At 41.1% G+C, this 26,424-nt stretch carries 32 protein-coding genes and 2 tRNA genes; 13 read left to right on the forward strand and 21 right to left on the reverse strand.

Features of this window, described 5'->3' with window-relative positions; genetic code table 11:
- Nucleotides 1-16 precede the first annotated feature (16 nt).
- Nucleotides 17-103, reverse strand: a tRNA-Ser gene (locus TES1_RS04055).
- Nucleotides 104-258: 155 nt separating this feature from the next.
- Here TES1_RS04055 and TES1_RS04060 point away from each other — a divergent pair.
- Complete coding sequence (locus tag TES1_RS04060; protein WP_042680460.1) at nucleotides 259-1,437, forward strand: CBS domain-containing protein; 1,179 nt, start codon at nucleotides 259-261, stop codon at nucleotides 1,435-1,437.
- Nucleotides 1,438-1,452: 15 nt separating this feature from the next.
- Here the strand turns inward: TES1_RS04060 and TES1_RS04065 are convergent, their stop codons facing one another.
- From TES1_RS04065 to TES1_RS04075, 3 genes are all read right to left on the reverse strand, one after another.
- A complete protein-coding gene (locus TES1_RS04065) occupies nucleotides 1,453-2,454 on the reverse strand; it encodes a DUF835 domain-containing protein (protein WP_144080593.1) in 1,002 nt (333 codons plus the stop codon).
- 111 nt (nucleotides 2,455-2,565) lie between these two features.
- On the reverse strand, nucleotides 2,566-3,819 hold the full coding sequence (gene glmU, locus TES1_RS04070; protein WP_042680463.1) for a bifunctional sugar-1-phosphate nucleotidylyltransferase/acetyltransferase: 1,254 nt from the start codon (nucleotides 3,817-3,819) through the stop codon (nucleotides 2,566-2,568).
- Nucleotides 3,816-4,628 carry an undecaprenyl-diphosphate phosphatase gene (locus TES1_RS04075; RefSeq protein WP_042680466.1) on the reverse strand — a complete coding sequence of 271 codons (813 nt, stop codon included), beginning with the start codon at nucleotides 4,626-4,628 and terminating at the stop codon, nucleotides 3,816-3,818. The genes glmU and TES1_RS04075 overlap by 4 nt, the downstream gene beginning before the upstream one ends.
- 96 nt (nucleotides 4,629-4,724) lie before the next feature.
- Here TES1_RS04075 and TES1_RS04080 point away from each other — a divergent pair, with 96 nt between their 5' ends.
- From TES1_RS04080 to TES1_RS04090, 3 genes are all read left to right on the forward strand, one after another.
- Nucleotides 4,725-5,546 (forward strand): MBL fold metallo-hydrolase, encoded by an 822-nt coding sequence (locus TES1_RS04080; protein ID WP_042680468.1) that lies wholly within the window; start codon nucleotides 4,725-4,727, stop codon nucleotides 5,544-5,546.
- Between the two features lie 46 nt (nucleotides 5,547-5,592).
- Entirely contained in the window at nucleotides 5,593-6,657 is a 1,065-nt protein-coding gene (locus TES1_RS04085; protein ID WP_042682699.1) for a DUF512 domain-containing protein, read from the forward strand.
- A 66-nt stretch (nucleotides 6,658-6,723) separates the two neighbouring features.
- Complete coding sequence (locus tag TES1_RS04090; RefSeq protein ID WP_042680470.1) at nucleotides 6,724-7,776, forward strand: NOG1 family protein; 1,053 nt, start codon at nucleotides 6,724-6,726, stop codon at nucleotides 7,774-7,776.
- Here the strand turns inward: TES1_RS04090 and TES1_RS04095 are convergent.
- On the reverse strand, nucleotides 7,749-8,654 hold the full coding sequence (locus tag TES1_RS04095) for a zinc ribbon domain-containing protein (RefSeq protein WP_042680472.1): 906 nt from the start codon (nucleotides 8,652-8,654) through the stop codon (nucleotides 7,749-7,751). The genes TES1_RS04090 and TES1_RS04095 overlap by 28 nt on opposite strands.
- A 107-nt stretch (nucleotides 8,655-8,761) precedes the next feature.
- The gene (locus TES1_RS04100; RefSeq protein ID WP_042680475.1) at nucleotides 8,762-9,157 is read right to left on the reverse strand and encodes a 30S ribosomal protein S8e; all 396 of its coding nucleotides are present in this window, start codon (nucleotides 9,155-9,157) and stop codon (nucleotides 8,762-8,764) included.
- Between the two features lie 116 nt (nucleotides 9,158-9,273).
- On the opposite strand from TES1_RS04100, the gene TES1_RS04105 reads away from it, so the two are divergent.
- Complete coding sequence (locus tag TES1_RS04105) at nucleotides 9,274-10,209, forward strand: hypothetical protein (protein ID WP_042680477.1); 936 nt, start codon at nucleotides 9,274-9,276, stop codon at nucleotides 10,207-10,209.
- A gap of 152 nt (nucleotides 10,210-10,361) precedes the next feature.
- Entirely contained in the window at nucleotides 10,362-11,102 is a 741-nt protein-coding gene (locus TES1_RS04110) for a hypothetical protein (protein WP_042680479.1), read from the forward strand.
- A 2-nt stretch (nucleotides 11,103-11,104) separates the two neighbouring features.
- Here TES1_RS04110 and pyrG read toward each other — a convergent pair whose 3' ends face one another.
- Nucleotides 11,105-12,706, reverse strand: a complete 1,602-nt coding sequence (gene pyrG / locus TES1_RS04115; RefSeq protein ID WP_042680481.1) for a glutamine hydrolyzing CTP synthase — start codon at nucleotides 12,704-12,706, stop codon at nucleotides 11,105-11,107.
- Nucleotides 12,707-12,880: 174 nt separating this feature from the next.
- Between pyrG and TES1_RS04120 the strand changes: the two genes are divergently transcribed.
- From TES1_RS04120 to TES1_RS04130, 3 genes are read left to right on the forward strand one after another with little or no spacing between them, the layout of a single operon-like run.
- Nucleotides 12,881-14,173 carry an urease accessory protein UreH domain-containing protein gene (locus TES1_RS04120; RefSeq protein ID WP_042680483.1) on the forward strand — a complete coding sequence of 431 codons (1,293 nt, stop codon included), beginning with the start codon at nucleotides 12,881-12,883 and terminating at the stop codon, nucleotides 14,171-14,173.
- Nucleotides 14,174-14,221: 48 nt separating this feature from the next.
- Nucleotides 14,222-15,217 (forward strand): hypothetical protein, encoded by a 996-nt coding sequence (locus TES1_RS04125; RefSeq protein WP_042680486.1) that lies wholly within the window; start codon nucleotides 14,222-14,224, stop codon nucleotides 15,215-15,217.
- Nucleotides 15,204-16,073 carry a hypothetical protein gene (locus TES1_RS04130; RefSeq protein ID WP_042680488.1) on the forward strand — a complete coding sequence of 290 codons (870 nt, stop codon included), beginning with the start codon at nucleotides 15,204-15,206 and terminating at the stop codon, nucleotides 16,071-16,073. Before TES1_RS04125 ends, TES1_RS04130 begins: the two co-directional genes overlap by 14 nt.
- Before the next feature lie 8 nt (nucleotides 16,074-16,081).
- On the opposite strand, the gene TES1_RS04135 is transcribed toward TES1_RS04130, so the two are convergent.
- The gene (locus TES1_RS04135) at nucleotides 16,082-16,471 is read right to left on the reverse strand and encodes a DUF555 domain-containing protein (RefSeq protein ID WP_042680490.1); all 390 of its coding nucleotides are present in this window, start codon (nucleotides 16,469-16,471) and stop codon (nucleotides 16,082-16,084) included.
- Nucleotides 16,472-16,488: 17 nt separating this feature from the next.
- On the reverse strand, nucleotides 16,489-16,776 hold the full coding sequence (locus tag TES1_RS04140; RefSeq protein WP_042680492.1) for a DUF357 domain-containing protein: 288 nt from the start codon (nucleotides 16,774-16,776) through the stop codon (nucleotides 16,489-16,491).
- A 78-nt stretch (nucleotides 16,777-16,854) separates the two neighbouring features.
- Between TES1_RS04140 and TES1_RS04145 the strand changes: the two genes are divergently transcribed.
- Nucleotides 16,855-17,820, forward strand: a complete 966-nt coding sequence (locus TES1_RS04145) for a DNA cytosine methyltransferase (RefSeq protein WP_042680494.1) — start codon at nucleotides 16,855-16,857, stop codon at nucleotides 17,818-17,820.
- 50 nt (nucleotides 17,821-17,870) lie between these two features.
- A tRNA-Val gene (locus TES1_RS04150) sits at nucleotides 17,871-17,947 on the forward strand.
- Nucleotides 17,948-18,191: 244 nt separating this feature from the next.
- Here the strand turns inward: TES1_RS04150 and TES1_RS04155 are convergent.
- The 11 genes from TES1_RS04155 to TES1_RS10965 form a co-directional block, all read right to left on the reverse strand.
- Entirely contained in the window at nucleotides 18,192-18,539 is a 348-nt protein-coding gene (locus TES1_RS04155) for a hypothetical protein (protein ID WP_042680496.1), read from the reverse strand.
- A 211-nt stretch (nucleotides 18,540-18,750) separates the two neighbouring features.
- Entirely contained in the window at nucleotides 18,751-19,623 is an 873-nt protein-coding gene (locus tag TES1_RS04160; RefSeq protein WP_144080594.1) for a hypothetical protein, read from the reverse strand.
- Nucleotides 19,624-19,865: 242 nt separating this feature from the next.
- Entirely contained in the window at nucleotides 19,866-20,606 is a 741-nt protein-coding gene (locus TES1_RS04165) for a hypothetical protein (RefSeq protein ID WP_042680500.1), read from the reverse strand.
- A gap of 312 nt (nucleotides 20,607-20,918) precedes the next feature.
- Entirely contained in the window at nucleotides 20,919-22,427 is a 1,509-nt protein-coding gene (locus TES1_RS04170) for a DNA primase family protein (RefSeq protein WP_042680502.1), read from the reverse strand.
- Between the two features lie 23 nt (nucleotides 22,428-22,450).
- Nucleotides 22,451-22,801: an excisionase family DNA-binding protein gene (locus TES1_RS04175; protein ID WP_042680504.1), complete on the reverse strand. Its 351-nt coding sequence runs from the start codon at nucleotides 22,799-22,801 to the stop codon at nucleotides 22,451-22,453.
- Between the two features lie 239 nt (nucleotides 22,802-23,040).
- Nucleotides 23,041-23,403 (reverse strand): hypothetical protein, encoded by a 363-nt coding sequence (locus tag TES1_RS04180; protein ID WP_042680506.1) that lies wholly within the window; start codon nucleotides 23,401-23,403, stop codon nucleotides 23,041-23,043.
- A 138-nt stretch (nucleotides 23,404-23,541) separates the two neighbouring features.
- Complete coding sequence (locus TES1_RS04185) at nucleotides 23,542-23,793, reverse strand: hypothetical protein (protein WP_144080595.1); 252 nt, start codon at nucleotides 23,791-23,793, stop codon at nucleotides 23,542-23,544.
- On the reverse strand, nucleotides 23,759-24,166 hold the full coding sequence (locus TES1_RS04190; protein ID WP_042680510.1) for a helix-turn-helix domain-containing protein: 408 nt from the start codon (nucleotides 24,164-24,166) through the stop codon (nucleotides 23,759-23,761). The genes TES1_RS04185 and TES1_RS04190 overlap by 35 nt, the downstream gene beginning before the upstream one ends.
- A complete protein-coding gene (locus TES1_RS10960; protein ID WP_042680512.1) occupies nucleotides 24,138-24,410 on the reverse strand; it encodes a hypothetical protein in 273 nt (90 codons plus the stop codon). Before TES1_RS10960 ends, TES1_RS04190 begins: the two co-directional genes overlap by 29 nt.
- A complete protein-coding gene (locus tag TES1_RS04200) occupies nucleotides 24,407-24,649 on the reverse strand; it encodes a hypothetical protein (RefSeq protein ID WP_042680515.1) in 243 nt (80 codons plus the stop codon). Before TES1_RS04200 ends, TES1_RS10960 begins: the two co-directional genes overlap by 4 nt.
- Nucleotides 24,646-24,816, reverse strand: coding sequence for a hypothetical protein (locus tag TES1_RS10965; RefSeq protein WP_158505952.1), 171 nt, complete (start codon nucleotides 24,814-24,816; stop codon nucleotides 24,646-24,648). The genes TES1_RS04200 and TES1_RS10965 overlap by 4 nt, the downstream gene beginning before the upstream one ends.
- A gap of 351 nt (nucleotides 24,817-25,167) precedes the next feature.
- Here TES1_RS10965 and TES1_RS04205 point away from each other — a divergent pair, with 351 nt between their 5' ends.
- Nucleotides 25,168-25,494, forward strand: a complete 327-nt coding sequence (locus TES1_RS04205) for a hypothetical protein (RefSeq protein WP_042680517.1) — start codon at nucleotides 25,168-25,170, stop codon at nucleotides 25,492-25,494.
- A 39-nt stretch (nucleotides 25,495-25,533) separates the two neighbouring features.
- Nucleotides 25,534-25,752 (forward strand): hypothetical protein, encoded by a 219-nt coding sequence (locus TES1_RS04210; RefSeq protein WP_042680519.1) that lies wholly within the window; start codon nucleotides 25,534-25,536, stop codon nucleotides 25,750-25,752.
- Here TES1_RS04210 and TES1_RS04215 read toward each other — a convergent pair.
- Nucleotides 25,700-26,377, reverse strand: coding sequence for an integrase (locus tag TES1_RS04215; RefSeq protein ID WP_042680521.1), 678 nt, complete (start codon nucleotides 26,375-26,377; stop codon nucleotides 25,700-25,702). The two genes, TES1_RS04210 and TES1_RS04215, sit on opposite strands and share 53 nt — an antisense overlap.
- Between the last annotated feature and the right edge of the window lie 47 nt (nucleotides 26,378-26,424).

Below are 26,424 nucleotides of genomic sequence, written 5' to 3' on the forward strand. Positions count from 1 at the left end.
TAAAAAAGCTCGGCGTTGGCGCCGGGGCGGGGATTTGAACCCCGGCGGGCGAACGCCCAGTGGATCTCGAGTCCACCGCCTTCCCTGGCTAGGCTACCCCGGCTCCATGAGAGTGTTATGCTGGGCTTTTATAAACCTTATTGGCAAAAACTTTATTAACCTTTTATTACTAAAATATTTTCGGGCTCTGATTAAATTTAGAAGACAAGGTTTAAATGGAATGAGAGACATAGATAAAATTGAAAGGAGGTGACAGGAATGGTCGGAATTCTCGTACAAGAAGTTATGACCGACAAGTTTGCAAAGATCGACATAAACGCCCCGCTTTCTGAAGCAATTGGAATTTTTGAGACAGAAAATCCAGATTTAATTCTTGTATTTGACGGAAAGACTTACAAAGGTGTTGTTACTCAAGATTTGCTAATTAGATCCCACTTAAAATGGGATCCAACTAAAGCTAAAGTTAGGGATGTTTACAAGCCTGCCCCTGTTGTAAAGCCCACAGATGATTTAAGCTTAGCTGCAAAGCTGATGTTGGAGACTGACTTAAAATCACTGCCTGTTGGAGAGGATAAGTCCAACATTTATGGTATAATAAGCGATATCTCACTTTTGGATAGAGTTGCTAAGGAAGAATTTGGTAAAAAACAGGTAAAAGAGTTCATGACAACAGATGTAATAACCCTAAAGCCGGATGATACTGTTGCAAAGGCTTTAGCAACGATGAGAGACCATAGTATCTCAAGAATTCCAATTGTAAATGAAGAAGGAAAGCTTGAAGGATTAGTAACACTCCACGACTTAATAATCCGCTTCATAAAGCCAAGATTCAAAGCCCAATATGGAGAACTTGCAGGAGAGAAGATACCACCATTCTCAACCCAGCTAAGGGAGGTCATGATGAGGGGTGTTATCACAATACTTCCAGATGCAACTATAAGAGAAGCAGTTGCCACAATGATAGACAACCACATTGATGGTCTACTGGTTGTTAATGAAGAAAACAAGATTGTTGGCGTCCTAACAGTTAAGGATTTGCTGCTTCCAATTTCAAGAATGGTCGAAAAAGAAGCTAAGTTTTACCTCCAGCTCGGAGGAGATGCTCATTTATTGAGTGATTTCACAAGAGAGAGGATTATCAAAGACATCAAAAAGTTCGTTGACGGTTATGCAGATATCCTGGGCGATGAAGGAATAATTTACCTACACATAAGAAGGTTCAATGAGAAGTTCAGAGGAGTTCATCTATACCAAGCAAGAATGAGAGTTGTAACGGATAAAGGCGTTTTCGTAGCAACAGGCGAGACATGGGGAGCAATTCAGGCAGTTCACGATGCATTGAGAGCTATTGAAAGACAATTACTCCAAAAAGTAGAGTTGCAAAGAGATTTAAGGTATACCAAGAGATTCCTCGACAAGCTTGAACTCTGGCGCTAAATTTTCCTAAGTTCTTTACTCATATTTAGTGAACTCCCTCTCTATCAATTTTCTCTGTTTCTCGCTCAATGCATCTAGGCTTACAACAAAAATCAAGGTTCCGTTCTCCCCTATGACCCTATCTTTAAGACTTAATAGGAATTTAAACGCAGATTCAAATCCATTCTCCAGCATTAAGTATTCAAACGCATCAATATATACCACATTATACCCTTGCTTTAATCCTTTTGTAACAAGATCTATTAGGATGTCTATTTTTGTTGGAGACATGGCAAAAATCCTGGGATTATCATCAATGATACCCTCTTTGATTTTTGTTATCCAGTAAATGAGCATGTCATTTTCCATAGAAAACATGCGTGGGTCTTTTCTAGTGATCATAATAACATTGTTCTCCGAAAATAGATTAGGAAACATTTGTCTAACCTCATCGGGATTTGTAAATAGATAAAAGTTTCTTGAAGCTATTGTTCTTTTCTCCCTTCTGGGAGGGGTTATAGGATAAAATACGAATTTAACTGCTCCAATTGCCATTATCACTCTAAAGATTGCTCCCATGAGAAATCCATATGGAGCAAACCACTCTATATTTCGGGTGAATGGATATGTAAGGTTTAAAGCTCCAAGAAGAAACATCCCCACTGGGAAAAGCATTGCTACATAATCTCTTTTCGGAACATGAGCATAAAGAACCTTTGCTGCATACATGTTTGCAAAACCATATACTGCCAGAGGGAACAGCATCTTTAATGTGAAGCTATAGGATAGATTGGAAAGCTCACTGGTGGACATTATAAAAACCCAGATATAAGCAGCTGAAGAAAAGATAGCAAAGTACATTACATCATTTACGTCTGAAGTTGGCTTTTTAATGTGAATAGCACCCCACAGAAGAATGAATCCAATTAGGAAGGCATTTACCATTATTAAAACTTCTTCTACTGCAGGGTTTATCTGAAGCCCCAGAGGCTTAATGACATAATTCTCGGGTTCTATAGCATTTAAAAAGAAAGCCAAAGACAGCAAAAGCCACCCTTTTTCTTTGGTTTTAGTGAACTTGTAGGCTACTACAACAAATATAACCCATCTGGATATGAAATTTAAAATAGGAATGACATCCAACCTTTCTCACCTTTCAATTATTTCTTTCTGTTGTTTAACAATAACCAAACTATTTGACGGGACATTTTTATCAACTATCACTCCAGGTCCAACAAATGAGTTGCTTCCTATCTTTCTACCGGGATATATGGTGACATTTATTCCGACTTTGACATTGTGTCCAATAATTGCCCCCAATTTTCTCCTCCCACTGTCTTCAAGTTTGCCTTTTACTTCGACCTTTATCGTCCTATTATCGTGCCTCAGATTTGCTGTTATGGTCCCAGCTCCTAAGTTTGTGTGCTCTCCAATAATCGAGTCTCCAACGTAGTTCAAATGTGGGGCATTGCTGTGATCCATTATTATTGAGTTTTTGATCTCAACTGCATTTCCGATGTGACAGTGGTTGCCGATGCTAGTATAGGGCCTTATGAAGCAGTTGGGACCAATTTTACAGTTCTTTCCAATTTTCACTGGACCAACGATATATGCGCCGCTTTTAACAACTGTGCCCTCTCCAATCTCAACTGGAGGTATTATTGTTGCTCCTTCCTCTACAACTCCTCTAATCTCATGCTTCAAATGATTCTTGAGGATATACTCGTTCAAATTGAGCAAATCCCAAGGCCTCCCAATGTCGTTCCAATAGCCATCATAAACTGCATAGGTAACTCTTCTGCCTGTTTTTATCATGAGATTAATCGTGTCTGTTATTTCATACTCACCGCGCTTACTCAGTGGGGTTTTTTCAATGAATTCAAAGACATCTGGCTTGAATAAATAGATTCCGAGATTTGCATAGCCTCTGATGTTTCCCGGCTTTTCTTTGATTTCTTTGACATACTTCCCTTCGACTTCAATTTTTCCAAAATGGCTTAAGTCTTCAAACTCCTTAACTAAAAGAGCAACATCTGCTTTCCTAAATGCGTGAAGAAGAGCTTTCACAGCATCTCTCTCAAAATAAATATCCCCATTAACTGCCAAAAAAGATTCTCCTTCAATGAACTCTTTTGCAGAATATATTGCCCTCGCAGTGCCTTCTCCTTCAACTTGCTCTACGTAAGTGATTGGTTTGCCGTTGTATTCATCACCCAAAAACTCAATCAGCTTCTCTTTCTGATATCTGACGACGATTATGAATTCATCAACAAATGGATACAGATTATCGAGAACGTACTCTATAATTGCCCTATTTGCAACTTTCAACAGAACTTTCGGTCTGTCATCAGTTAAAGGTCTTAATCTTTCACCTTTCCCAGCTGCAAGTATCACACCTTTCAAATTAACACCCCCATTAACGAAGCAATCACAGCTATGCTACCAAATAATATACAAAACTTAGAAAAATTTAACTTTTCTGCTAATTTAAGCATTCCCTCAAGTGTCAGTAAGCTCACGATGAATGCGCTCAGTACAGCTGCTAAAGATACTGTGATAGGTTCATTTACAGCTCGAAGTTCCAGAAAGAGAGCACCAAAAATCGCTGGAACTGCCATTAAGAAACTGAGCTTCACAGCTTTTTTCTGTTCGACTCCAAGCAAAAGTAAGGCCCCGATAGTCATTCCTGAACGCGAAATTCCTGGTAAAATAGCTACACCTTGGGCAATACCTGCAATTATTGCTTCTACAATCGTAACTTCCCCTTTTCTCTTCTTTGTAACAATTTGCTCAAATTCATCTTTGGGATTTTCTCTGCTCCTAGCTAGGACTATTCCAGTTAATATCAAAGCAAAGCCTACTATTCCATTCACAGACTCAACATTTAGTGATGCAACAGCTGTCTTGAATGCTTTGTAAAGTGGAAACCCAACCACTGCAGTAAAGAGCGTTGAGTAAAAGAGAAATGTCTCCTCTTCACCCCATCTGAGTGTTATGAGGTTCATTAAAATCTTTCCTAACTCATATCTAAATTTAAATAGCACTGCAAAGAGAGTTCCAAAATGGAGAAGTAAAGCATAGGAATGAGCTTTTTCTGGGGAAATTCCAAAAAAGTTTATCAGTGCTAACATTACCTGACCAGAACTGCTTATCGGTAGCCATTCAGTAAATCCCTGCAATATGCCCATTATAATTGCTTCGGTATAATTCATAACAAATCACTGATAAAGTATTAAAGTGCCTGGAAAAATAAACTTTTCGAGAAAAAGCTTTATGCTGTTCGGCTAATCTAATTTTGGTGATGAAAAATGAAGATTACAATACTTTTTGAAAATCACAGTGGATTTAAGAAAGGTTTATGGGGTGGGCATGGATTCTCAGCTTTAGTGGAGCACAAAGGATACAAAATATTAGTTGATACTGGAGTTGATGGCGAAATTTTGTTGAAAAACATGAACGCGCTAGAAATTAAGCCTGCAGATGTTGATTATCTCTTCTTAACTCATGGGCATTATGACCACACAGAGGGCTTAAAAGCTCTTCTTGAAGCGAGAGGAGGAAAGAAGCTGACAATCATTGCTCACCCAGAAATATTTGTCAAGAGAGTTGCATTAAAGCCGCATTTGAAAGATATAAGTTTGCCGTTTAAGAGAGAGGAGCTTGAAGAATTAGGAGCAGAGTTCATATTAACCAGAGATCCCATCCAAATTGTTGAAGGCATTTATTCAAGCGGAGAAATTGAGAGAGTTACATGGGACAGAGCCGTTGGGTACAAGATCGAGAATGAAAAGCTCGTGAGAGATGAAGTGAAAGATGATATGGCTCTAATTCTTGACTTAGGTGATAGCATAGCAGTAATAACCGGCTGTGGACATAGCGGAGTAATTAACATAGCCATGCATGCTCAAAAGCTCATGAACAAACAAATCAAAGCTCTCATCGGTGGATTTCACTTAATCGGTGCAAAGCCTGAGCTCTTAAAAGAGACTGTTGAGAAATTAAAGGAGCTAAAAGTTGAAAAGCTTTATGCTGGTCACTGCACTGGATTTGAAGCAATGGGATTTTTCATGACTGAATTTGGAAAAGCCTTTGAGCCACTTTACGTAGGCAAAGTTATTGAACTGGGATAAATTATCCATAAAATCCTTTTTAAGGCAACTTTTTCTCCTTTTAACCATGTATGAACTGACAGAAGACTACAAACTTAGAAAAATTACAAAATTTGAGCTGGATATGGTTGATGAGCGAGATGATCTGCTGATTATTCCTCCCTCATCTAAAGCTGGCCCCTGTGGAAACGACTGTGTATTCTGCTATCTCACTCAAAATCCTCTCCAGATGATCTATCGGGTTGCCAAGCATGACACTCTAAATGACCACCAGCTGGAAAAGAGGATTGCCTACGCAAGAGAGCATTACGATTTGTGGATTCGCGTTACTGACACTTCCGCAAATGTTCGGTTTGATGAAAAGCGTATAGAATCGCTCTACAAGGCTGGCTTAGACGAAATCCAGATTTCTCTTCACACTACCAAAAAAGAGGTTAGGATAAAGCTCATGCATAACAGAAATGCTGGAAAAGTCATTGATTTAATACCAAAAATTGTGGAGCACTTTAGAATGATTGCCGACATAATTCTCACTCCTGGATATAACGTCAATGATATTGGGGAAATTTTAGATGATTTGGACAGTTTTGGAGTTCATGAAGTTAGACTCTTTCCAATTGGAGTTACAAGGTTTTCAAGAACGAGAGCACTGACGAGAGAGGAGCTTCTCTTTGTGAAGAATGTTGCGTTAGAGAAGCAAAAGGAGCTAGATATAAAAATTATCATCCCTCCAATTTTCCAAGCCCTTTTAGGGGAGTTCACAACTGGCTTGAAACCCTTTGACATTGATATGAATATTCCAACGTATATCCTAACGGGCGAGCTTGCATATCCGGAGATGAAGCGCTTATTCCCAAAGCTCAACGTTGTTATGGTTAAGAATGAAGTATTTGGCGGGAATATCGGCACAGCTGGACTTTTGACGGGATATGATATATTGAGAACTGTCAAACAATTGCCGGAGGTTGATTTAGGCATTCTCCTTCTCCCAGAGGTCATGTTTCATGGCGACGTTACTTTAGACGGCTGGAGGAGGGAGGAACTCTTTAACAAAATTTTAATTGAAAAAGGTTATATCGTTGAGACTGCGCTTGAGCCTCAAGATATCCCAAAGATTTTAGAGAGATTTTAACTCCAAAGCTTTAAAAACCCAATTGTAAAACCTAAGAAAGGCGAGACAAAGAAAGAGGTGAGAGAAATGAAAAATCCTTTTGAAAAAATGCCAACTATCCTTTTAGCTGATGAACTCATTGATAAAGCCTTTAGGAGAGCCGAAAAAGCAGCATCATCATTCACCCCGCGAGGGAATAAAATAAGCAAAGCGAGACAGAGGGAGGAGCTTAGAATAAGAACTGTTTCAAACGTCATTAGGGATAATTTGAGGAAAATCCTTGACAGAACTCCTGGTGTCTCAACTCTGCCTCCATTCTATCAAGAGTTAGTTGACACGCTAGTTGATAGAAAGATGTTCCATAAGGCTTTAGCGTCTGTGAATTGGGCAATAAAGACAATAAGAACGCTTGAAGAGAGATACGTGGAAAAGATTAGATATTCAAGAGACCCAAATGAGATTGCTCAGCTTAGAAGGCAGTTTTACGGAAGAGTTGCAAGCGTCATTAAGGACATTGCAGACAACTTAGAGTATCTCAACAAGGCGAGAGATGTTTTGAAGGATTTGCCAGTTATTGACCTCAGCCTGCCAACCATTGTCATAGCTGGACATCCAAATGTTGGAAAGTCAACTCTTCTCAGGCAGCTCACAAATGCAAAGCCAGAAGTGGCGAGTTATCCCTTCACAACCAAGGGAATTAACGTTGGGCAATTCGAGGAGCACTGGCTCAAGTATCAGGTTATAGACACTCCAGGTTTGCTTGACAGACCTCTGAGTGAGCGCAATGAAATAGAAAGGCAAGCAATTTTAGCATTAAAGCACCTTGGAAGAGTAATAATTTACATCTTTGATCCATCAGAGTACTGTGGATTTCCACTTGAGGAGCAGATGCATCTCTTCGAAGAGATTTACGAGGAGTTCAAAGATTTCCCATTCATAGTTGTTTTGAACAAAGTTGATGTAGCTGATGAAGAAAAGATAAGTAAAGTTGAAGAGTTCTTGAGAGCTAAAGGGATAGAGCCTATAAGAATTGTGGCTAAAGATGGGCTTGGAGTTGACAAAGTTAAAAAGAAAATATTGGGAATTCTAAAGCCAGAGCTAGAGAGGGCAATTTACTCCGCCAAAGATGTTCCGCAGTAAGGACAAAATTCCAAATGAACTGGCTTCATTTCTCCACATTTTTCGCATTTCTCCCTCAGCTTAGCTTCACAGTTCGGGCAGACTAGATAATCATCTTTTATTGGAAATCCACAGATATAACATCTGTTTTGCCCAATTCTGCGCTTGTAAACTTTTTCGAGCTTGAAGTATTCTTTTCTGATGTAGTATAAAGCTAAAACCGTTGCTACAGCACCAAAAAGGCTCAAGCCAATTACTTGAAAAGTGTTCCAAACTGCTTGAACTATCAAGTAAGCGAACAGGAGGGACGAATAAGCGATTAGGGATACAGCATAGATGTTCTTATAACGCCTAAATATGAGGAACGAAGCCAAAAATATGGGGATTACAAAAATGAGCTTTAGGGCTAAAACTTTTGCTCGATAAGCAGAGTAAGCATTTCTATACTCTTGATAAGCCTTTTCTCTCAGCTGATCAATCTGTTGGTTAACGCTGTTTAGCTGTTTTTCTATATCTACATACGCCCTTTCAATGACTTGAAAAGCTAAATATGCTTTTTCATATTCCTCTTTTGCCCTTAAATACTCATTTTTAATCTCTTCTGCGGCATTGCCACTCTCTAAAGCAACCCTATATTCCTCACGCTTGAAAATATAGAGCTCATTTGCCTTTGTTAAATTGGTCTTTGCTTCTTCATGTAGGTTCCTAAAATGCTTAAACATGACTAACAATCTGCTCCGGTTTTCCAAAAGCTCTTTAGATACATACTTAGATTCATAATCTCGAAAATCTGGTCTTTCAATGGCATTGTTAAGCTCGCTCAGAAAATTTATGCTCGCTAAAAGGAGGAACAAGACAAAAGCACTCGCTAAAATCTTTTCAATTCTGCTATACTCCACAAATCTCACCAATCAAACATAAGCTCACATTATATATTAAGCTATTCACATCACAATTATTATGCAAAAAGGGTCAGCAAAAGTAAAATTATAGAAGAGGCTCAAAATCAGGCGCTCTTCTCCTCTTTTATTAAAACAGCGTTAACAACACCATCTTGCCCCGGTCTTGAGGTGACGATTGCCTTCCCAATCTCAGTCTGAATGATTGCGCCCTTTGTGATGATGTTTCTTCTAACGTACTGCCTGTTTGCTGGGTTCTCGACGACACCCAAAATTTTAACTTTCTTGCCCTTCCCGCCGTCGAAGACATTTGCATAGAGTGCCTGAACAAGTCTTACCTTTCTGTTTCCACCGAATGTTCTGATGATTTTTCTTTCCTCTTTGTATTCAGCAACTCTAGTGAAGGCTGGTTCTCTTCCAAGCTCCCTCTTTCTTTTCTTTCTTGCGAGGACAATTCTTCCACCTGAAGGCTTTTTGAGTGATCTTCCTTGCCAAATAGCCATATCTCTCACCTCATGATGATCTTAATCCTATGGGCATTTTAAGGAGTTTGTTTATAAGCTTTTTCCCAGAAAAGATTTAAAACATTCCAAACAATTACTGATTAAGGTGGTAGTTAATGGGAGCTATAAATGCCTTTGCTAAAACTATTGAGACTATAACCAAACATCCAAAACTATTGCTTATCCCTCTTGTTATTGCACTTCTGCTAGCACCAATCTCAGCTTACCTTCTGAAGGACTACACAGCGTTATTTACTGAGGAGATGCAAAAGAATCTTGAGCAAAAACAAGAGGGAAACGTTATTGTGGAGGAATATGGTAGCATAATTTCAAAAGAAGATATGGAGAAATTCATGGATTACATTAAAATTCTCTCCCTTCTGGGAGTTCTCTCGGCATTGCTAAATGCAATCAGCCAGTATGCAATTATAAAAGGAGTTCTCACGGCAGAGAAAGGTGAGGAATATCCCATATCCCAGCTATTCACAGAAGGTTTCAGGAATATGATCCAAGTATTCCTTGTAAACCTCATCATAGGGTTAATTGTGCTTGTAATAATAATGATCCCGCTCATTCTGGTTATTATCCCTCTGGCAGCTGGAGCAATGACGGGATCTGAGGGTCTTCTATTGGCAGCTATCTTCCTTGTGATACTAATTGAACTTCCCCTAGTTTTCTTCCTCGTTGGCTTGGGCTCAATGGCAGTTCCAATATATGTAATCAAAGGCTCAATAAGTGCGGCACTTGAATGCTTTAGTGTAGCTTTTAAAAACAAGCTCTCAACTTTGGCGTTTGGGATTCTTTTGTTGATTTCTACGGCTCTGATAATGGTGGTGCCAGGCTCTTTCATGGGGCTTGCAACACTGGGAGCGTCGGGATTTGTAACGCAGCTGCTTTTGAATTTAATTGAAGCACCGTTTCAAGCTTTAATGCAAGCTGTGATGTCTGTTGGAGGGCTAATGCTTTATCTCGAACTTACAAAAGAAGAGAGGAACCTTGAAGAGGAAATCTTGGAAGAAGTGCAGAAGGAGTTTAACGACTTTGGAGTCTGAAGTTTTCCACCTTCATCTTCCATTCTTTTCTCCTTGTATATAGTAACATTTTTAACCTGTGGAGTCGTTTTAACTATGGTGATGTTTGTGGGAGCTGTAAAGTCTGTAGAGAACGCCATTAACATGCTCACAAAAAATCCAGCCTTGTTGTGGTGCCTATCCTGATAGCATTCATCTTAGCCCCCATCAACACCTCCAACAACAATGCCAACTTCCAGTTTCCCCAGGAAAGTGCCGAGGTTGCAAAGGAGCAGCTGAGAAACTTTGTCCACGATTTTGTGAAAGATGCTGTAATTTTTGGAATTTTGACGTCTATCATACAGGCAATTTCGAGCTATTCAGTTAGTAGAGAAGTTTTAGATATTATAAGACAGAAGGACTACCAAATAACACAGACTGTATTTGAAGCCCTTAAAAATCTGCCTCAAGCGGCTTTTTTGAATGTTCTTAGCTGGATGGTTACCATTTTAGTGGTTGCCCCACCATTTGTGTATCTCTACAGCGAAATAATGAAAGCGGAATCCTTCACGATACCCGGAAGCGTCGTGAATAACTTCTTTTTCTTGGCAATTGTATCTCTGCTTATCTTACTTTATGTCGCTCCAGCATCCTTGCTTCTTATACCGGCATACGTGAAAACGAAATCCATAAGGTCAGCGCTTAAGGTTTACAGGCTTGCACTTAACAAGCTTTTTTCAACGATTGGCTTTGGAATTTTTGTCTTTACAGCCATGGTGATTATAGGCCTTCCCACAATGCTCACAAGATTCATTGACAACCAGCTCCTTGCGGGCATCATAAAGGCTCCATTTAACGGACTGAGCAACGCCTTTTCGATGACTGCTGCAACCTTGTTTTACCTCTCCCTAACAAAAGAAATAGAAGAAGAGTAAGTTCATTTATCAAATTTCTTTTCTTTTGCCGCTTTTACCAGCCCTCTGAATACTGGGGCTGGTTTCATAGGTCTTGACTTGAACTCTGGATGGAACTGTGTTGCAATGAAGTACCTATGCTCTGGCAATTCAAGTATCTCCATCCTCCTCCTGTCATCTCCAGATATTCCGCTGAAAATTAAACCGGCTCTCTCAAACTCCTCAATGTAATCCGGATTGACCTCCCATCTGTGCCTGTGTCTCTCATACACAAGCTCTGTTCCATATACTCTATGAGCTAACGTATTTGGTTTAATTTTCACAGGATAAGCTCCCAAGCGCATTGTTCCTCCAAGCTTGTCAATGCCTCTCTGCTCAGGCAGCAAATCAACGACGGGATAGGGTGTATTTGGATCAATTTCCGTCGAATGTGCTCCTTTGAGCCCCAAAACATTCCTTGCAAACTCTACAACAGTCAGCTGGAATCCAAAGCATATCCCCAAGAATGGAATGTTATTTTCTCTTGCATATCTGATTGCCATCATCTTGCCTTCAGTCCCTCTTGCACCAAAGCCTCCCGGTACTATTATGCCATCAACACCCTCAAGCAAGCCAGTGCCGTATTTCTCAACGTCCTCTGCTTCAATCCACCTGATTTTGACTTTTACTTCATTTGCAACACTTGAATGCTTCAATGCCTCGATTATGCTCAGATATGAGTCCTTGAGCTTCACATACTTTCCGACTATTGCGATTTCAACAGAATCTTTGAGGCTCTTGTATTTAGCAACCATTTTTTCCCAGGCTTTCAATTCAGGCTCTCTATTTTCAAGACCGAGCCTCTTAACGAGGTATTTTCCGAGTCCTTCTCTCTCAAGCAAAAGTGGAACCTCGTAAGTGTCTTCAACGTCATATGCGCTTATCACAGCTTCCTCTGGAACGTTCGTGAAGAGGCTGATCTTTTTACGTGCGCTTTCTTCAAGAGGATCTTCACTTCTTGCAACAATGGCATCTGGTTGTATACCCAAAGAGCGGAGTTCTTTAACACTGTGCTGAGTTGGCTTTGTCTTCTGCTCGCCAACAACCTTAAGCTTTGGAACATAAGTTACATGCACGAATGCAACATTCTCTCTTCCTTCCTCAAGCTGCATCTGACGGGCCGCCTCTAAGAAGGGCATGCTTTCAATATCACCAACAGTTCCACCAATTTCCACAATGACAACATCATAATCTCTGGCTATTCTCCTTATTCTCTCCTTAATTTCATTTGTGATGTGTGGGATGACTTGAACCGTCGCACCCAAATAATCTCCTCGCCTCTCCTTTTCAATAACTGCAGAATAAACTTTTCCCGTTGTTATATTATGGTCAAATGTAAGATTTGTATCTAAAAATCTCTCATAATTGCCTAAATCCAAGTCCACTTCTCCACCGTCATCGAGAACAAAAACTTCACCGTGCTGGTAAGGATTCATAGTTCCGGCGTCATAGTTGAGATATGGGTCAATTTTAATGTTTGTAGTCTTAAAGCCCCTTGCTTTCATGAGAAGGCCTATTGATGCGCTCGTTATTCCTTTTCCTAGACCACTCACGACTCCACCTGTGACAAATATGAACTTTGTCATGGCAAAACCTCCACACGTTATGTTGTGGATTGATTGATAAGTGCTTAAAAGCTTTATTTAGAAAAGACTAAAAATCTTCAAGGTAAGATTCATAATCCCCAGTAAGAAAATAAGAAAAAATTTTCAACAAAATCCTTTTAATTTCTCAAGAATTTTTCCTTTCTGAGGGAGAACATGAAAAGAACAAGCATTTTGATTTTTCTCCTGCTTATCACATCAGCATTGGTGAAGTCTTTTTCCACTGTGGAATATGGTAATGTTGAGTTCATTCCAGTTGCAACAGAAAGTGAGCTTAACGAGGTTATTGATGCTAATGAAGGTCAGTATATCCTCATTTACTACTACTCTCTAACCTGTCCCGCATGTAAATACATGCGTGATAATGTCTTCATAGACCCCAATGTAGTCCAGCTTCTCTCAGAAAGAGCTGTCCCTGTAATTGTGGACATTTACAAGGGAAGGGAAGTAACATCACTCCGATATAAAATTTACAGCAAGGTTCTCGTGATTCAGCCCGATAATTTAGGATATTACACTCCTAAATCCCCTGGAGAAGAAATTACAGTTTCAGTTCCAGGAACTCCTACAATGGTGATTTTCAAAGTTGAGAATGGAGAGAAGATTCTAACGGGAGTTGCTGTTGGAGCGCTGAATAAACAAGGTTTCGAGTTTTTCATTAAGGAAACCACTAAAAAGAGAGCAAATATCCAGACATCAAACTTCAAAACATCTACCACAACTGTTGTACAAACCCAAAACGAGAGCCATTTAACCTTTGCAGTCCTCTTAACAATTTTCTCTGCTGGTATTTTGAGCGTATTTTCTCCTTGTGTTTTGCCCTTGGTTGTCAGCGGATTTGCTCTGATACTCGCTAAAAGGAATCTTCAAATCATAATACTCGGCATGATTGCTGCATTTTCTTTAATTGGTGGATTGGCTGGAGCCTTGGGTTCATATGTGGCTCAGATTACGGCACTTTTCTATTTAATTGGAGGAGCTGGATTCATAGTTCTTGGTACGATAATGGTGAGTGAAAAAGCTAATCTATACTTCACTTCAAAAATGAACAAAATTCAACGCCTTGCTGAAAAAAATCGCAAATTTAAAGGTAAATTTGCAGACTTTTTGTTTGGAGCAGCATTGGGAGCTACTTGGATTGGGTGCATAGCCCCATACGTTGGCTTTGCAATCCTAACAGCAACATTAAGCGGAAACTTTACAAAAGGAGTTATTGTAATGTTCATTTATGCCCTTGGAATGGGATTAACTTTCTATCTGATACTCAGCTCCAAGGATTTAGCCCAGTGGATAAACAAGAAATTCCTCTCAAATAAGATTACACTAAAGGGCAGTGATAGAAAATGGGAAAAGGCAATTGGCATTTTAATGATCTTAATCGGCATACTGATGCTTACAGAATTAACTCCATTAAAGCTCTGGAGCCATCTTTTTGAAAAAATAGCTTGATAGAAATCTTTTTATATCCTAGGCTTTTTAACTTTTTTGGGTTGTATAATGCTCGGCACTATAATGGGAAATTCATTAACTGTCATTTTAAAAAGCAAGGAGATCAGAAAACTTGTTGCTCTAGCATTTCTGCTCCTTGTAGTTCTGCCTTTCCCGTTAACGTCGAGGTTTGCAGAGGACTATCAAGAGGCTAATGGGGATAAGTATTGGAATGCTCAAGAGGACATTAACGAATACTTTGAGCGGAACTGCATCGCATTAGCCCCACACAATGGGGACGAAGCAGAATGGAAAGTGATAGTTCTACACAAGAACTGTGACATTGAAAAGCCCGAGGGGAATCCATTGATAACAGTCAAAGATGGATATCTAATTTACAAAGAGCCTGTTTTTGTAGTCAAGGAGAAGAGAGAAGAGTTCATCTCCAATGTTCTTAAGTTCTATCTTGCTCCAGCTTTGATTTTTATGTTAATCTCTTTTGTTGTTGAGTACTCCCTAGTCAAAGCTTCTTGGCTCTGGCTGAAGGGAAAGCGGAATTTTTCAGCAAAATCCTTGCTTAAGGAAGGGGCAGGGAATTTACCCTCAGTGGTTCTGGTCTATCTGCTGAGCTTAGCTACGGTTCTTGCTCTAGGTGTGCTTATATTCTTTGTGGGTTTTGCTGCATATTTCTTTGTGAGTCTGATTAAATATGAAGCTGGCAGCTTTGTTCTTTCCATTTTAAGGGCAGTTCTCATTGTATATGCTGTTTTGCTTTCCTCGACATTTTCAATGGTTCTCCCAATATATCTTCTCCAGGAAAAGCTCTCCGCAATTTTAGAGGCTTTTGAGCTGGTGTGGAATAATTTCTGGACTTGCGTGGGATTTGGAGTAATCATCACAGCTCTCACATGGATTGCTAACAAGCTCATGCTCATTCCGAAAACTTCAACAATTGTCTTGGTATCTCTGCTGTCATTTGCAGCTTTTCTACTCTCAGCGGTTGGTGGATTGAATTTGTATGTCACGCTTAGAGGTATCAAGGTGGGGACAAATGAAATCTACTAGGCTTTTAGTCGCACTCCCAATTTTAGCGTTAGTATTTAGCCACTTGATATTTCTCCCTCTCACTCTCCCAGTCTTCCAGCTTTACGTAGAGCTTAACAAAATCCAAGAGCAGATGATAAAGGAAGATGACTCAATAATGTGCCATAGAGTTATGGAAAACACAAAAGAGGCAAAAGAGCTGCTTGAAAAGGGAGCGAACATTTCATGGAGCTGTGATGACACTTACTATCGGGAAAATGCTCCAACAGTTACCGTTAATGGACTGACAGTTTACAAGGATACATATCAGCGTTATATGAGAGTCAAAAGTGAGCTCAGAAGGAAATTCAAGCAGTTCATATCTATTTTTACTCTCAGCATTCTCATGAGCATTGCTTTTAATTATGCCATGTCTATTGCTTTCATAGAAGCCCAAACGAGAAAGGAATTCAGCTTACTTGGAATAATTGGAGAGGGTTTTAAAAATACACCTTTCCTAATCTTAGCTTACCTTCTCAACGGCTCTCTGCTTTTTGTTGTCTCTCTACTCATTGCAATACCCATCGCCTTTGCAATACCCATAGCTAAAGTAGTCATTGGAATTATGTTAACGGGTGGAATTTCACTAGTTGCTCCAATCTATGCTGGTGAAAAGAAAATTTTCTCCCTCGACGTTATGTGGAACATAACAAAAACAAACCCACACATCTTCATTCTACTTGGAGGGGCTGTCTTTGCAGTAACGGAGCTTCAATCATACTCTCTGAAGAATGCATTAATCTGGCTGTATTTTGCTGCTATTCTGCTGAATACCACAATTTCAAATTATGGAGGTGCATTTGCTTACATGAGCTCTGCTGAAAATTTAGGGGTATAAAGAAAAAATCAAGCATTTTCTTCGTCAAAATGAACTCCTTCCCCCTCTCTTCCGTTATGAATTTCCTTAATTTCAAAAACTTTGAGCGGAACTCTCTTCAAGGCCTTTCCAACAACAGCTTTTGCAATTCTCTCTGCATGCTCTAAGCTCTGGGCATTGAAGACTTTAAGAGTCAGATAAATTCCAACTAAACCAACACTCCCAATAACGAAAGCACTCTCAAACGGACTTCCACACACAGGGCATTGGGAGTAGCCAATTTCAACCTTCACGAAGTCAAGCTTTTCTTTATTCAAAGCCTTCGCAACCTTTGATACGGCAACATTTATCGCATCCTCTGGTGTCTCAACGTCTCTCACAATTATTGGAGCCTCCAAAACAACGATGTAGTCACCCATCTTTCCCACCTCGTCACTCACCCGAAGGCAAAGAGTCTGTTGTCTTCGCCTTTAAACACCCCAAGTCTAACTCCAGCATCAATAAAGCCGTGTGCATAGTTTAAAGCAGCGAAAGCAGTCACATAATCACCTTTCTTGTAGTAGTATTTGGCATCACTGTAGTAGCTTTTAGCCATGATTAAAAAGTCTTTCGCAACAGAATAGAGGAGGCTTTTCTCATGCACTACTATTTCAAGTTTCTCGAGAGCTTGTTTTGTTATTTCAAAGTATTTTTTGAGTTTTTCTTCGCTGATCTCTCGCTCCACCGGTCTCGCCTCAGCTATAGCTAACTTGAAATCCTTATAAACCTTGCTTATTCACTAATGATGAGTGAGGTGATATCTATGTACACGCTCATTGATTTATTCGCTGGTGCAGGAGGATTTAGCAGGGGTTTCAAGGAAGCGGGATTTAAGATTTTAGCTGCTATAGAGAATTTTGCTCCAAAAGCTGATACTTACAAGTTCAACTTTCCTGAGGTTAAGATGTATGTTGAAGATATCAAGAAGATTCACACCATAGATGTCATGAGAGATATTGGAGTGCCAGATGTAATAATAGGTGGACCTCCATGTGAACCTTACACAGCCGCAAATTTAAAGAGAAAGGAGAATCCTCTTGATAGGCTTTACAATGACCCGATTGGACAGCTTGTTTTACACTTCATTCGCTTTGTGAAAGATTTCCAGCCAAAGATATTTGTCATGGAGGAAGTGCCCCAGATTATGGAAGGTGAGCTTAAAGATGCCTTGAGATACGAGTTTGAGAAAGCTGGCTATGAGGAGATTTACTTCAACATTCTTGATGCTCAAGATTATGAAACCGCTCAGAGAAGGAAGAGAGTGTTCATCTCAAACATTCGCATCAAGCCTAAGAGGGTTAAGGAAAAGCTGACAGTCTGGGATGTGATTGGAGATTTACCTGATCCGAGGCTTCCCGAGGCATTAGAAATTCCCAACCACAGATATGTTCCACTTTCACCAAGGAAGCAGAGGAAAATTATGAGGCTTAAGTGGGGAATGGCAATGCATAAGTTTGGAGACTCACAGAGGAAGTTCACGAACTGGGTCAGGCTTCATCCTTACAAGGTTGCACCCACAGTCAAAGGCGGTAGCAGGTTCATTCATCCCTTTGATGACAGGCTTTTAACTGTCAGAGAGCAGGCAAGGTTAATGGGATATCCAGATTACCACATATTCCTCGGTGGAAGGGATGTGCAGTATGATAGCGTTGGTGAAGCAGTCCCTCCAACAGTTGCGAAGGCAATAGCTGAATACGTGAAGGAGAAGCTTGATGAAGGCGATTATTAAGATTAGCGAAAGATTTATAATCTCCCCTTCGCTTTAACTTTGTCGGGAATGGGCCCGTGGTCTAGTTGGTCATGACGCCGCCCTTACGAGGCGGAGGTCCGGGGTTCGAATCCCCGCGGGCCCACCAGAAAACGAGCAATCTTCTAATCACATCCTCATACGTTTCACCCATCCTACCAATCTTTCTAAGCTCTTCCTTCAACTCCACACTCACCCAGATTGTCGTTTTCCGCCCACTTTCAACACCCATTGCCAGCGCCTCCAACTATAGAGCCTATAACCCCTATGGCAACAATACCATCAGCAATAGTAAGTGATATAAATCTAGATATAAAACACTTTTGCCAAACTGGAAGAAAAGAAGGAGAGGACTATGATGCATTCTCAAGAAGCGCTGCAACAATGAGGAGGAGAGCTCCAGGCAATGAGGCTACTGTAATTACTAATCCCGCAAGAAGTCCCAAGAGGAAAGCTACAAGTCCTAACTCTCCTCTCTCATTATATGCTTCAACTGCTGTAATGACAGGTTCGGCTTTGTTCAAGATTTCATAGATAAACAGTACAAGCAGACCTATCAGTATAATTCCTGAACCGACCATTACGTAAAAGCTTGTCAGTATCTCTTTGAAAGCTTCTATCACTGCACCTATGGGGTCTATTCCAGTAGCTAACAAAAGTCCTATAATAAACCCAGCACCAGCATACTTCCCCTTACTCATAGGCAACACCTACACAATTGTATAAAACAAGTTGTCACTTTCTTTCTTCTCACTTGAAGTTTAAATCTTTTTCTGCTTGCAAAAACAAACTTGCTAACTGGTGGGGGTACCGAGCCTCCAGCCACAAGAGAGAAGAAGCGGAGGACCGGAAACAACCATGGACATAATAATTATTAGTACACCCTCTCTCTGGTATCCCTTACCCCTTACACTACTTCCTGTCCACCAAAACGTCATAATCTACAGGAGGCAAGGGCTTGAATCTAAATCCACCAAATCGCCCCCACTCGATAACCGCATATCCGTCTCGGAGTGCGAGTACTACTTGCTTCCTCACTATACTGCCTTGTTCGACCTCAGCTCCTCTCAAGTATATTCTTGTTGGGATTTTCGTCCTGATTCTCCAATCGACATTCTTGAGTGTGTGAGTTGACATGATGAGCGAAACCCAACCCTTCCTCAGGTCTTTGATGATGTCTTTGACCCAATCTTGGAGAATAAACTGAGCACCTCTCGGTGTCTCTGGAAAGATGTCATCCACTTCGTCAATAAACACGCTGTACCATCTCCTATCCTTCCTGGTGAGGAGGCGGTAGAGGAGTTCAAACCAAAAGTAAGCGGGTTTCTCCTCCTCTAACTTGTCAGGTGGAATGATTTTTCCGGTCCTGTCCTTCACATCTTGTACCAGTTCTTCAGAAATTCTGTAGCTCACAGGTTCATAGATGACATTCAGCTTGTCTTTCCTTGCCAAACGGAGGATGTCCTCAGCACTTTCATAGGTAACGAGGTCCGGGATTTCAAGCTTTGTTGCTGGTGAGCCATCGTACGGGAGTTTCAAGAATTCTATGTTGTCATCCTTGTGAACCAGTATTCTTACTTTCTCCTCCCAACTTGGGAAGCGATGCCATTGTGCTAGGAATCTGCCTCTCCAGAAACAGATGTCAGGCATCTGGGAGATTAGAAACTTGGCAAAAAGTAGCTTCAAGGTGGTTTTCCCACTGCCTTGTTCTCCGGTGATTATCCCGACATTTCCTCCTCTTTCGGGTCTTCTGGACAAGAATTTGTTGAGAAGTTCAGCGCCCACTTCTGCGAAGATTTGGTCACCGGATTTGAGGCTTAATCCTTTCTTCTCCAGCACCATAACCACCCTCCCTCTCCCTGTGTAGATAGTTAAATGGACTTCTGATACAACCTTTTTGGACGGGGAGAGAGGGTAGATTACGGCAGAGCGAAAACAGGAGAAGATGCGGGAAAACTGAAGAAAGAAAGCATCAGCTAGGACAAGCCATAAGGAGATATGGGAACATAGAGATATAGCTCATTTCTCTACCTGCATTTGTCCTGATGCTTCTTACAGTAGTAGATTATCAGGTTGTCAATGACTTTGGGGATTGTTTGGTTCCATCCTCCAATTTTCTCGTCAATTCTCACTAACTCCTCCATTTTCTGCCGGCACTCCTCATTCCTAACGAATTCTGAAAGTACTCTGTGTACTTTTATGAACCTCTCTACTTCATTCTTAGGTGTAACTCCAAAGTGGAAATGAACCATAGTGTGTGTCCAATCAACAGGCATGATAAGGTTTGGGAGAAGGAAGTGCAGAAGTTTAGAACGCCCCACAATCTTTGTTTTAGTTCTTATAGGGTCAAGAGGCTCAAGACACCTATAAAGTTTCGTCACAGTTGTTTCAACATCCATAAACTCCTCTACTGAATGACCTGCTAACTCTTCAAGGCTCTTGAGAACTTTGGGTGTTCTTAAGTTGGCACTGAACTCCTCAAATGGCTTAAGCTTAGGACCTTTGTTTTGAAAGCGGAAGTTGTGCATTCCCCATGATACTAGACTAGCATAGAGAATGTTTAGAAATCCTCTATCCTCAAGAAGTTTGACAATCCTTTGTGGTGAGGCACATTTGGTTTGCTCAACAACCTCGAGATAGAAGTGAAGGTCTGGCCCCTTACCTAGAATTGAGTTAATTTTCTTTCCAAGGACTATTACCTCTTCTTCTAGGAATTTCTCAAGTTTTTTCAAACCTTCCCATACTCTACTCTCAAATCCCTCTACCATTCAGTTCGCCATGAGCATACTACAACCTTCATCCTAATACATGTTTCGTAGCAACTCCTCCCATCACTCTCAATGTTTTCCGCACTCCCCAAGTTATTCGATTAGGTGTACATTTTTATTTTCATCTGAACACACAAATCTCACTGCACATGTGTTCTTTGTTTGACCTGATTGTCCATAAAAAACATAACCTAATCGAATAACAGATGAAGTGAGGAAGAATTGTGGATAAGAAGTTACAGCCAAATCGAATAACGGAAGGCGTGAGGAAAGTAGAAGAAGTCAGAAAAAAATGGGAGAGTGTAGGGAGGACTAATCTTTCTTGAGAGGCTTGACTGTTATCCCGACCCATGCACGGACATAGTTGTTGGTTGATACAGCCTTCATGCTCTCCTGAATGTCTGGAAGGAGTCTTCTTAGTTCTCTGGCGAATGCTTTTTCTGTCAATTTTGGAAGTTTTCTACTCTCACAGAAGTCAACAAAGATTTCATACAACTCATCTTTTGGAATCCAGCTGTCTTTGTCTCTTACAACAAGCTCTTCAACAAACATTGCTACTGGATTTGATAGCTTCTCGTAGAGTTTTTCGACTTCTTCTGGTGATTTAGCGTATATGAAACCGTTGTAATGCAAGAGTAAAGCCAATCCCACAAGCGCCAAGTTGAATATACCTGAAAGCTCTTCGGGAGTCGCTATCTTCTCATCAAGGTTTGGGATTTTTTTCTCTGGAGGAATCCTTTTTGGGAGTATTACTATCAACAGACGCCTGTAGAAAGCTTCAGTAGCATCGTGAGCTCTTGGAAGAACATTACCTGCGAAGATGAATTTTGCTCTGTTTTCAAACTCAAATGAATTCTTGAACTTCTTTTCTGCTGTTATTGTATCTCCGCTAGTGAACATCTTAAGTAGACCTGTTGACTTAAAAGCCTTCCATGGAATATCGTCAGAAATGTTAACCATCTTTCCGTACAAATCTGCTCTTGCGAATCTGTTTTCAATGAGGTCCTGGGGAGGACGAGCAGAGATGTTCTCCTTCCCTAGGAAGTGTTTGATTATCTTGATGAGTGTTGACTTTCCATTGTTCCCTGGACCAAAGAGAATGAGCATCTTTTGGTATCTGTTGTCCCCTAGAAGGATATAACCCAGGAACTGGGTGATAGTCACATAGTCTTCTCTTGTGCCTAGGACCTCATTGAGGAACTGAACAAATCTTCTAGGGACAGCATCAGGGTTAAACTCGGCGTTAATCTGTCTGAGGCTCAGGTACTCTGGTGTGTGAGGCAAGAATGTCCAGTTTTCAATGTCGAGAAGTCCGTTTTTGCAGTTCACTATGTATGGATTTTTGTCGAACTCGTCACGGCTCACGTAGGTGCTTCTCTGAATGTGTCCGATGACTTCATTCACGAAGTACCGAGTAGCTTTGTGTTCAAGTCCAACTTTTTTCATCATGTTTTGAACTTCTCTTTTGATGATGCGTGTTTCAGCACCAAAGTGATACTTGCCTTGATAGTAGAATAAGACTTCTTCTGTGTCATCAAGTGTTGCAAACCTGTAGTACTTCATAAGAACATCTGCAACATGTGAAGGTTTGATGTCATCTGGATGCTGTGGGTCAATCTTTTGTTGGAGGAGCTCATGCGGTTCAGGCAACTTGGCACCCAGCGGTCTTCCCCATTCGTCATACTTTGGAATGCCGCCAACTTTTATCCTCTCTTGAATGAAGTTTCTGATATCTTGAAGGATTTTCTCAAGCTCTTCAGGAGTCCATAAAGTACTTATACTGCCTCCAGCATAATCACTATTAGGGGTTACAGCTTCCATCCTCTATCACCTCTCTTTAGTTTTTAATCTGTTTTGTTTTGACTCAACAGCTTCTCGACCTCACTTTTTGGGATTAGATAGTACCCACTTAGTGTTTTGACAGCATGTAGTTTTCCAGTGTGAATCCAGTACACTACAGTATCGCTGGCGACATTCAGCATTGCAGCAAGCTGAGAAGGACGTAGATAGTCTTTATTTGGGTCAATACCATATTCATGCAGTAGTCGTTGAACCTCTTCTTCTGGAATTCTGTACCAGCCTCCTGCATACCTGTATGCCTTAATCTGGCCCTTTTCGATAGCTTTCTTGATGGTACTGTACTCTACTCTTAGCAACTTTGCTAGTTGGGTTGCCGTATGGTATGTTCTTCCCATTTTTTCCTCACCTCTCAATCCTTCTCTTGTTCAAATGTATTCTCCAAGAACTATAAATACTTTTTGGAGGTTTTTCATGCCTCTTTTCTTAACTTACACGGCTCTAAGAGGAGTAAGTTAAGATTTCTACTAGCGAGTGTAATCACACTTGGTCTTTAGTGAAAAGCAAAAAACACCCTTGACAGAACACCAAAATCTTTGACCAAGAACAGGTCTGGAAGCTCAAGGACTGGAGCCTGTCACTTAAGTTCTGGAAAGTTTGGCTTGTTGATAAAGACTACATTCTTTCTATCTTTCAAGAGGTCGGTGATGTCAATGTAAAAGTCAGCAGTGCGCTTATAAGGAAACGGATGACCATGCCAGTTAACTATGATTCCATTGTAAGACTTAAGTTTGACGAGCAGGTGCCCTCCTTCTGTTTTTGTCTGAGTTGGTTCAAGTATGAGGAGCATCTGGGCTGTAGGAGGAGACCCTTCTACTGTTAGCAAAACTGTTGACGTCAAGCCATACCAATCGGGCATAAAGGCAACAAACACTCGTCTTTCCCTTGCCTCTGCACCCATCTTTTCTACCAAATCTTCAAATCTTAGTACTGTTTCCATTCTCACCACCACTTTTAGTACACTTCCAGATTTTTAAGTATAGAGGTCTGGTCCTCCTGTCTCCTTGTTGTTTTTCAAAAAACCAAAGTAAGGAAGATGCTGTGGGCTTTAGGGAGGAGCAGGTGAATCTGTCGGTTTTCATGTTCTTCTCCCCTTACTGATTTTCTCAAACAGTTCCAAAGCAACTTGTTTTGCCTTCTCAATTTCTTCACCAGCAATCCGAATGCTGATGTGAAGGTCAGGCTTACTGATTTCTAGTTCCAGTAATGGTGATTGTAGGAGTTCCTCCTCTCTCTCAATTTCAGCATCTTCGCCTTCCTCATCGGTTGGTTCCACAGGGAGTTTAGGTGTGTCTTCAATCATGAGCTTGGGCTTCAGGTGTGGAGGCACTGTTTATCCCTCCGTTGTTTTTCAGCTTCAGGACTTCGCTTTCAGGTATCTTGTAGTAGAGGCCTACCTTGATGCCTCTGAGTTTGCCCTGTCGCACTAACTCACTTACAACTTCTTGCCTAACTCCAAGAATTTCAGCAGCTTGTCTGGTACTGAGGAGTTTATCTTTTGGAGGTTTCTCCTTCTTGAGCCTTTCAACTTCTTCTTCAGGAATCCAATGATAGACCCTCATCCCATAGCGGATTTTCAGGGAGGCGACTTTCCCCTGTTCTATCCACAGATAGATAGCGTCAGTCGAAGTGTCAAGAATCTTGGCTACTTCTCGTGGGGAGAGATATGGTCCTTCAGGCCTTGGAATCTTTGGTGTTAGCATCCTCCTCACCCGGTTGTTCTTCTGCAAGTTTGATAACTCCAATCTTTCCTTTCCAAATGGCCACCAATCCGCAATCTTTGGCTCTGCCATTGACTACAACCTTAGCGTCTTTGAGGGTGAGGAATTGATTGGTCTCCTGGACAAGAATGCCGACATAGGTGGTTCTGCTGTTCCTTTCGCTTACAATCACCTTGCGGTTCCAGAAAGGTTGGAATTCAGCCCAAGTGAGGTTCATGTTGCTCATGTTACTTCACCTCCTTTGGGATACTCAATGACAACAAGGTTCTGGATGAAGAGTTTTCTCACCACAGCAGCAGGTCTGTTGGTGAATTTTCTGCTTCTGGGAATCTTTATGTGGCAATCTGTTAGGTACAAGAATGCCCAGTCTTCGTTTTCGACAGTCCCGACAAAGACGCTTCCGTCATCCATTTTGATGCTGACCTTGGCACCAAAGTACTTCTCAAACTGGAGTTTGGGTTTCATTTCTCCTCACCTCCCAACTCTTTCTCTAAGGTCTCAACAAGGTTGATAGCCTCCTCGACATTCCTTCCAACACCTTTCCAGTACTTTGACACCTTTGTTGCTCGGATGCTGTACAGGTTGGTCTTGAGGTCTCTTACCAGCCGTTTGATTTCTTCTTCCTTCCCCATCTCGTTTCACCTCCGTCCTTTACTGATATTAAATCCTATTTACTGTTAGTAAACTTTTTGGACGGTTGTCATTGCTCTATTTTCTTAACATTCGTCAGATATCAGTTTGAAAGTTAAGAAAAGCCCGGTAAGAACTTTTAACTTTCATACAGAAAGTTAAGATTTCTGGGAGGCCATTGGTGACAGTGAGGAGAAGCGGAAGGTCTGATAGTGTTTAAACCGGTAAAACACTATGAAACCAGTCCAAAAAAGTTGTGTAAGTAGAGGATTAAACAGAAAATTGGAGGATGGGGGCAATTCTCTGTCCCTGTCCTCCCCTACAACCACAACAAACTTAGGAGGTGGTAAAAGGTGCTGGGGTACTTGAAGTGGTTCTTGAGTAAGGACAGTGCCTTCACAGATATCGAACTAGCAGGAAGAGCAATGATGTTTATCGGGATTCTCAGCTTAACATTCGTGTTCTTAGGCTATACAGCGAAAGTAACCCTCGACAACATCAACGTAACCGACATAACAGCGCTTCCGATATTTGGCGGTGTCTTCGGTCCACTGAACAATGCAATGAACGTAGGTGCAGTAGTCATACTGTTATTCTTCCTGATAATGGTCATTTACGCTTTGTGGAACATGGTTCAGCAGTTTGGCGGGCTTGGATACGGCGGATATCCAAGAGAGTAAAGTCCTCTCCCAAACTTTTCTTTTTTTCAGGTGGTTGGAATGTTAGGATTGCTGTTTGGGAGGAAGATTGTCAAGTCTGGTCTTGATGAAGTCCGCCAGGCCAGTGCATACTTCAGAAAGATTGAAAAACTGGAGAAACAGAGACAAAAACTGCTGGAAGAGAGGGCAAGGCTCATTCAGGAGATTAGGATGATTGACGCTGAGCTCAGGGAGATTGATAGGCAACTAGAGTTCTTGAGGAGATTGGAGTATTGGTGACTTTTGTTTCTTCACGGTTTTTTGTCATTGAGTGCTGGTTGTATTGGTTAAGAATGGCAGGAAAATCAAGAGCTTGTTTTAGCCTCCCTACATTCTCCTTGTATGCTTTTCTTGCCTGATGGAACAGGTTGATGTAGTGGGTTGCCAAAATGTCACCACTTTGGCTATGACCTATCATGAATTTGACTACAGACTCCTGAACCCCAGCTTCAATCATCTTGTTTATGAACCATTTTCTGGCGTATTTCAGTGGGAGACCTCGCTTAACAAAGTATCCTCCAACTCCGTCATACGTCACTCTGAATCTCCTTAACCTTTCCGCCAATTCGACTGGCATAAACACATAGTAGGATATCTTGCTCTTTCTCCTCCAGCCAAGCTCATAGTAGGCTATTCCGTCTTCTATGTGAAGTTTGCTCCTGTCGAATTCATTGACCAACTTGATTGCTTCCTTAACCCTGATGCCGCTGAAAACACACACAAGGCCAACAAGGAGATAGTCCTCCCTTGTTACCTTGCTTAAAGCCTGTCTAACTTCCTCATCGCTTGGCAACCTGACGTCAATCCCGTCTGGCCTCTCTTTTAAGAGTTTCAGGAGGCTTGAGGCAAATTCCTCACTAATCATGCCTTTCTCCAGTTGGAACCGGATTAGTGCTCTTACACTCCTAACAA

This window comes from Thermococcus paralvinellae, from assembly GCF_000517445.1.
Lineage (GTDB): Archaea > Methanobacteriota_B > Thermococci > Thermococcales > Thermococcaceae > Thermococcus_B > Thermococcus_B paralvinellae.

Coding starts and splice junctions, on each gene's coding strand:
- TES1_RS04085 (WP_042682699.1), top strand. CDS start 5,593: ATGTATGAACTGACAGAAGACTACAAACTTAGAAAAATTACAAAATTT.
- TES1_RS04190 (WP_042680510.1), bottom strand. CDS start 24,166: ATGCTAACACCAAAGATTCCAAGGCCTGAAGGACCATATCTCTCCCCA.
- pyrG (WP_042680481.1), bottom strand. CDS start 12,706: ATGACAAAGTTCATATTTGTCACAGGTGGAGTCGTGAGTGGTCTAGGA.
- TES1_RS04165 (WP_042680500.1), bottom strand. CDS start 20,606: ATGGTAGAGGGATTTGAGAGTAGAGTATGGGAAGGTTTGAAAAAACTT.
- TES1_RS10960 (WP_042680512.1), bottom strand. CDS start 24,410: ATGAGCAACATGAACCTCACTTGGGCTGAATTCCAACCTTTCTGGAAC.
- TES1_RS04175 (WP_042680504.1), bottom strand. CDS start 22,801: ATGGGAAGAACATACCATACGGCAACCCAACTAGCAAAGTTGCTAAGA.
- TES1_RS04155 (WP_042680496.1), bottom strand. CDS start 18,539: ATGAGTAAGGGGAAGTATGCTGGTGCTGGGTTTATTATAGGACTTTTG.
- TES1_RS04080 (WP_042680468.1), top strand. CDS start 4,725: ATGAAGATTACAATACTTTTTGAAAATCACAGTGGATTTAAGAAAGGT.
- TES1_RS04145 (WP_042680494.1), top strand. CDS start 16,855: ATGTACACGCTCATTGATTTATTCGCTGGTGCAGGAGGATTTAGCAGG.
- TES1_RS04210 (WP_042680519.1), top strand. CDS start 25,534: ATGTTAGGATTGCTGTTTGGGAGGAAGATTGTCAAGTCTGGTCTTGAT.
- TES1_RS04075 (WP_042680466.1), bottom strand. CDS start 4,628: ATGAATTATACCGAAGCAATTATAATGGGCATATTGCAGGGATTTACT.
- TES1_RS04200 (WP_042680515.1), bottom strand. CDS start 24,649: ATGAAACCCAAACTCCAGTTTGAGAAGTACTTTGGTGCCAAGGTCAGC.
- TES1_RS04105 (WP_042680477.1), top strand. CDS start 9,274: ATGGGAGCTATAAATGCCTTTGCTAAAACTATTGAGACTATAACCAAA.
- TES1_RS10965 (WP_158505952.1), bottom strand. CDS start 24,816: ATGGGGAAGGAAGAAGAAATCAAACGGCTGGTAAGAGACCTCAAGACC.
- TES1_RS04120 (WP_042680483.1), top strand. CDS start 12,881: ATGAAAAGAACAAGCATTTTGATTTTTCTCCTGCTTATCACATCAGCA.
- TES1_RS04180 (WP_042680506.1), bottom strand. CDS start 23,403: ATGGAAACAGTACTAAGATTTGAAGATTTGGTAGAAAAGATGGGTGCA.
- TES1_RS04135 (WP_042680490.1), bottom strand. CDS start 16,471: ATGGGTGACTACATCGTTGTTTTGGAGGCTCCAATAATTGTGAGAGAC.
- TES1_RS04130 (WP_042680488.1), top strand. CDS start 15,204: ATGAAATCTACTAGGCTTTTAGTCGCACTCCCAATTTTAGCGTTAGTA.
- TES1_RS04170 (WP_042680502.1), bottom strand. CDS start 22,427: ATGGAAGCTGTAACCCCTAATAGTGATTATGCTGGAGGCAGTATAAGT.
- TES1_RS04215 (WP_042680521.1), bottom strand. CDS start 26,377: ATGATTAGTGAGGAATTTGCCTCAAGCCTCCTGAAACTCTTAAAAGAG.
- TES1_RS04090 (WP_042680470.1), top strand. CDS start 6,724: ATGAAAAATCCTTTTGAAAAAATGCCAACTATCCTTTTAGCTGATGAA.
- TES1_RS04125 (WP_042680486.1), top strand. CDS start 14,222: ATGCTCGGCACTATAATGGGAAATTCATTAACTGTCATTTTAAAAAGC.
- TES1_RS04100 (WP_042680475.1), bottom strand. CDS start 9,157: ATGGCTATTTGGCAAGGAAGATCACTCAAAAAGCCTTCAGGTGGAAGA.
- TES1_RS04060 (WP_042680460.1), top strand. CDS start 259: ATGGTCGGAATTCTCGTACAAGAAGTTATGACCGACAAGTTTGCAAAG.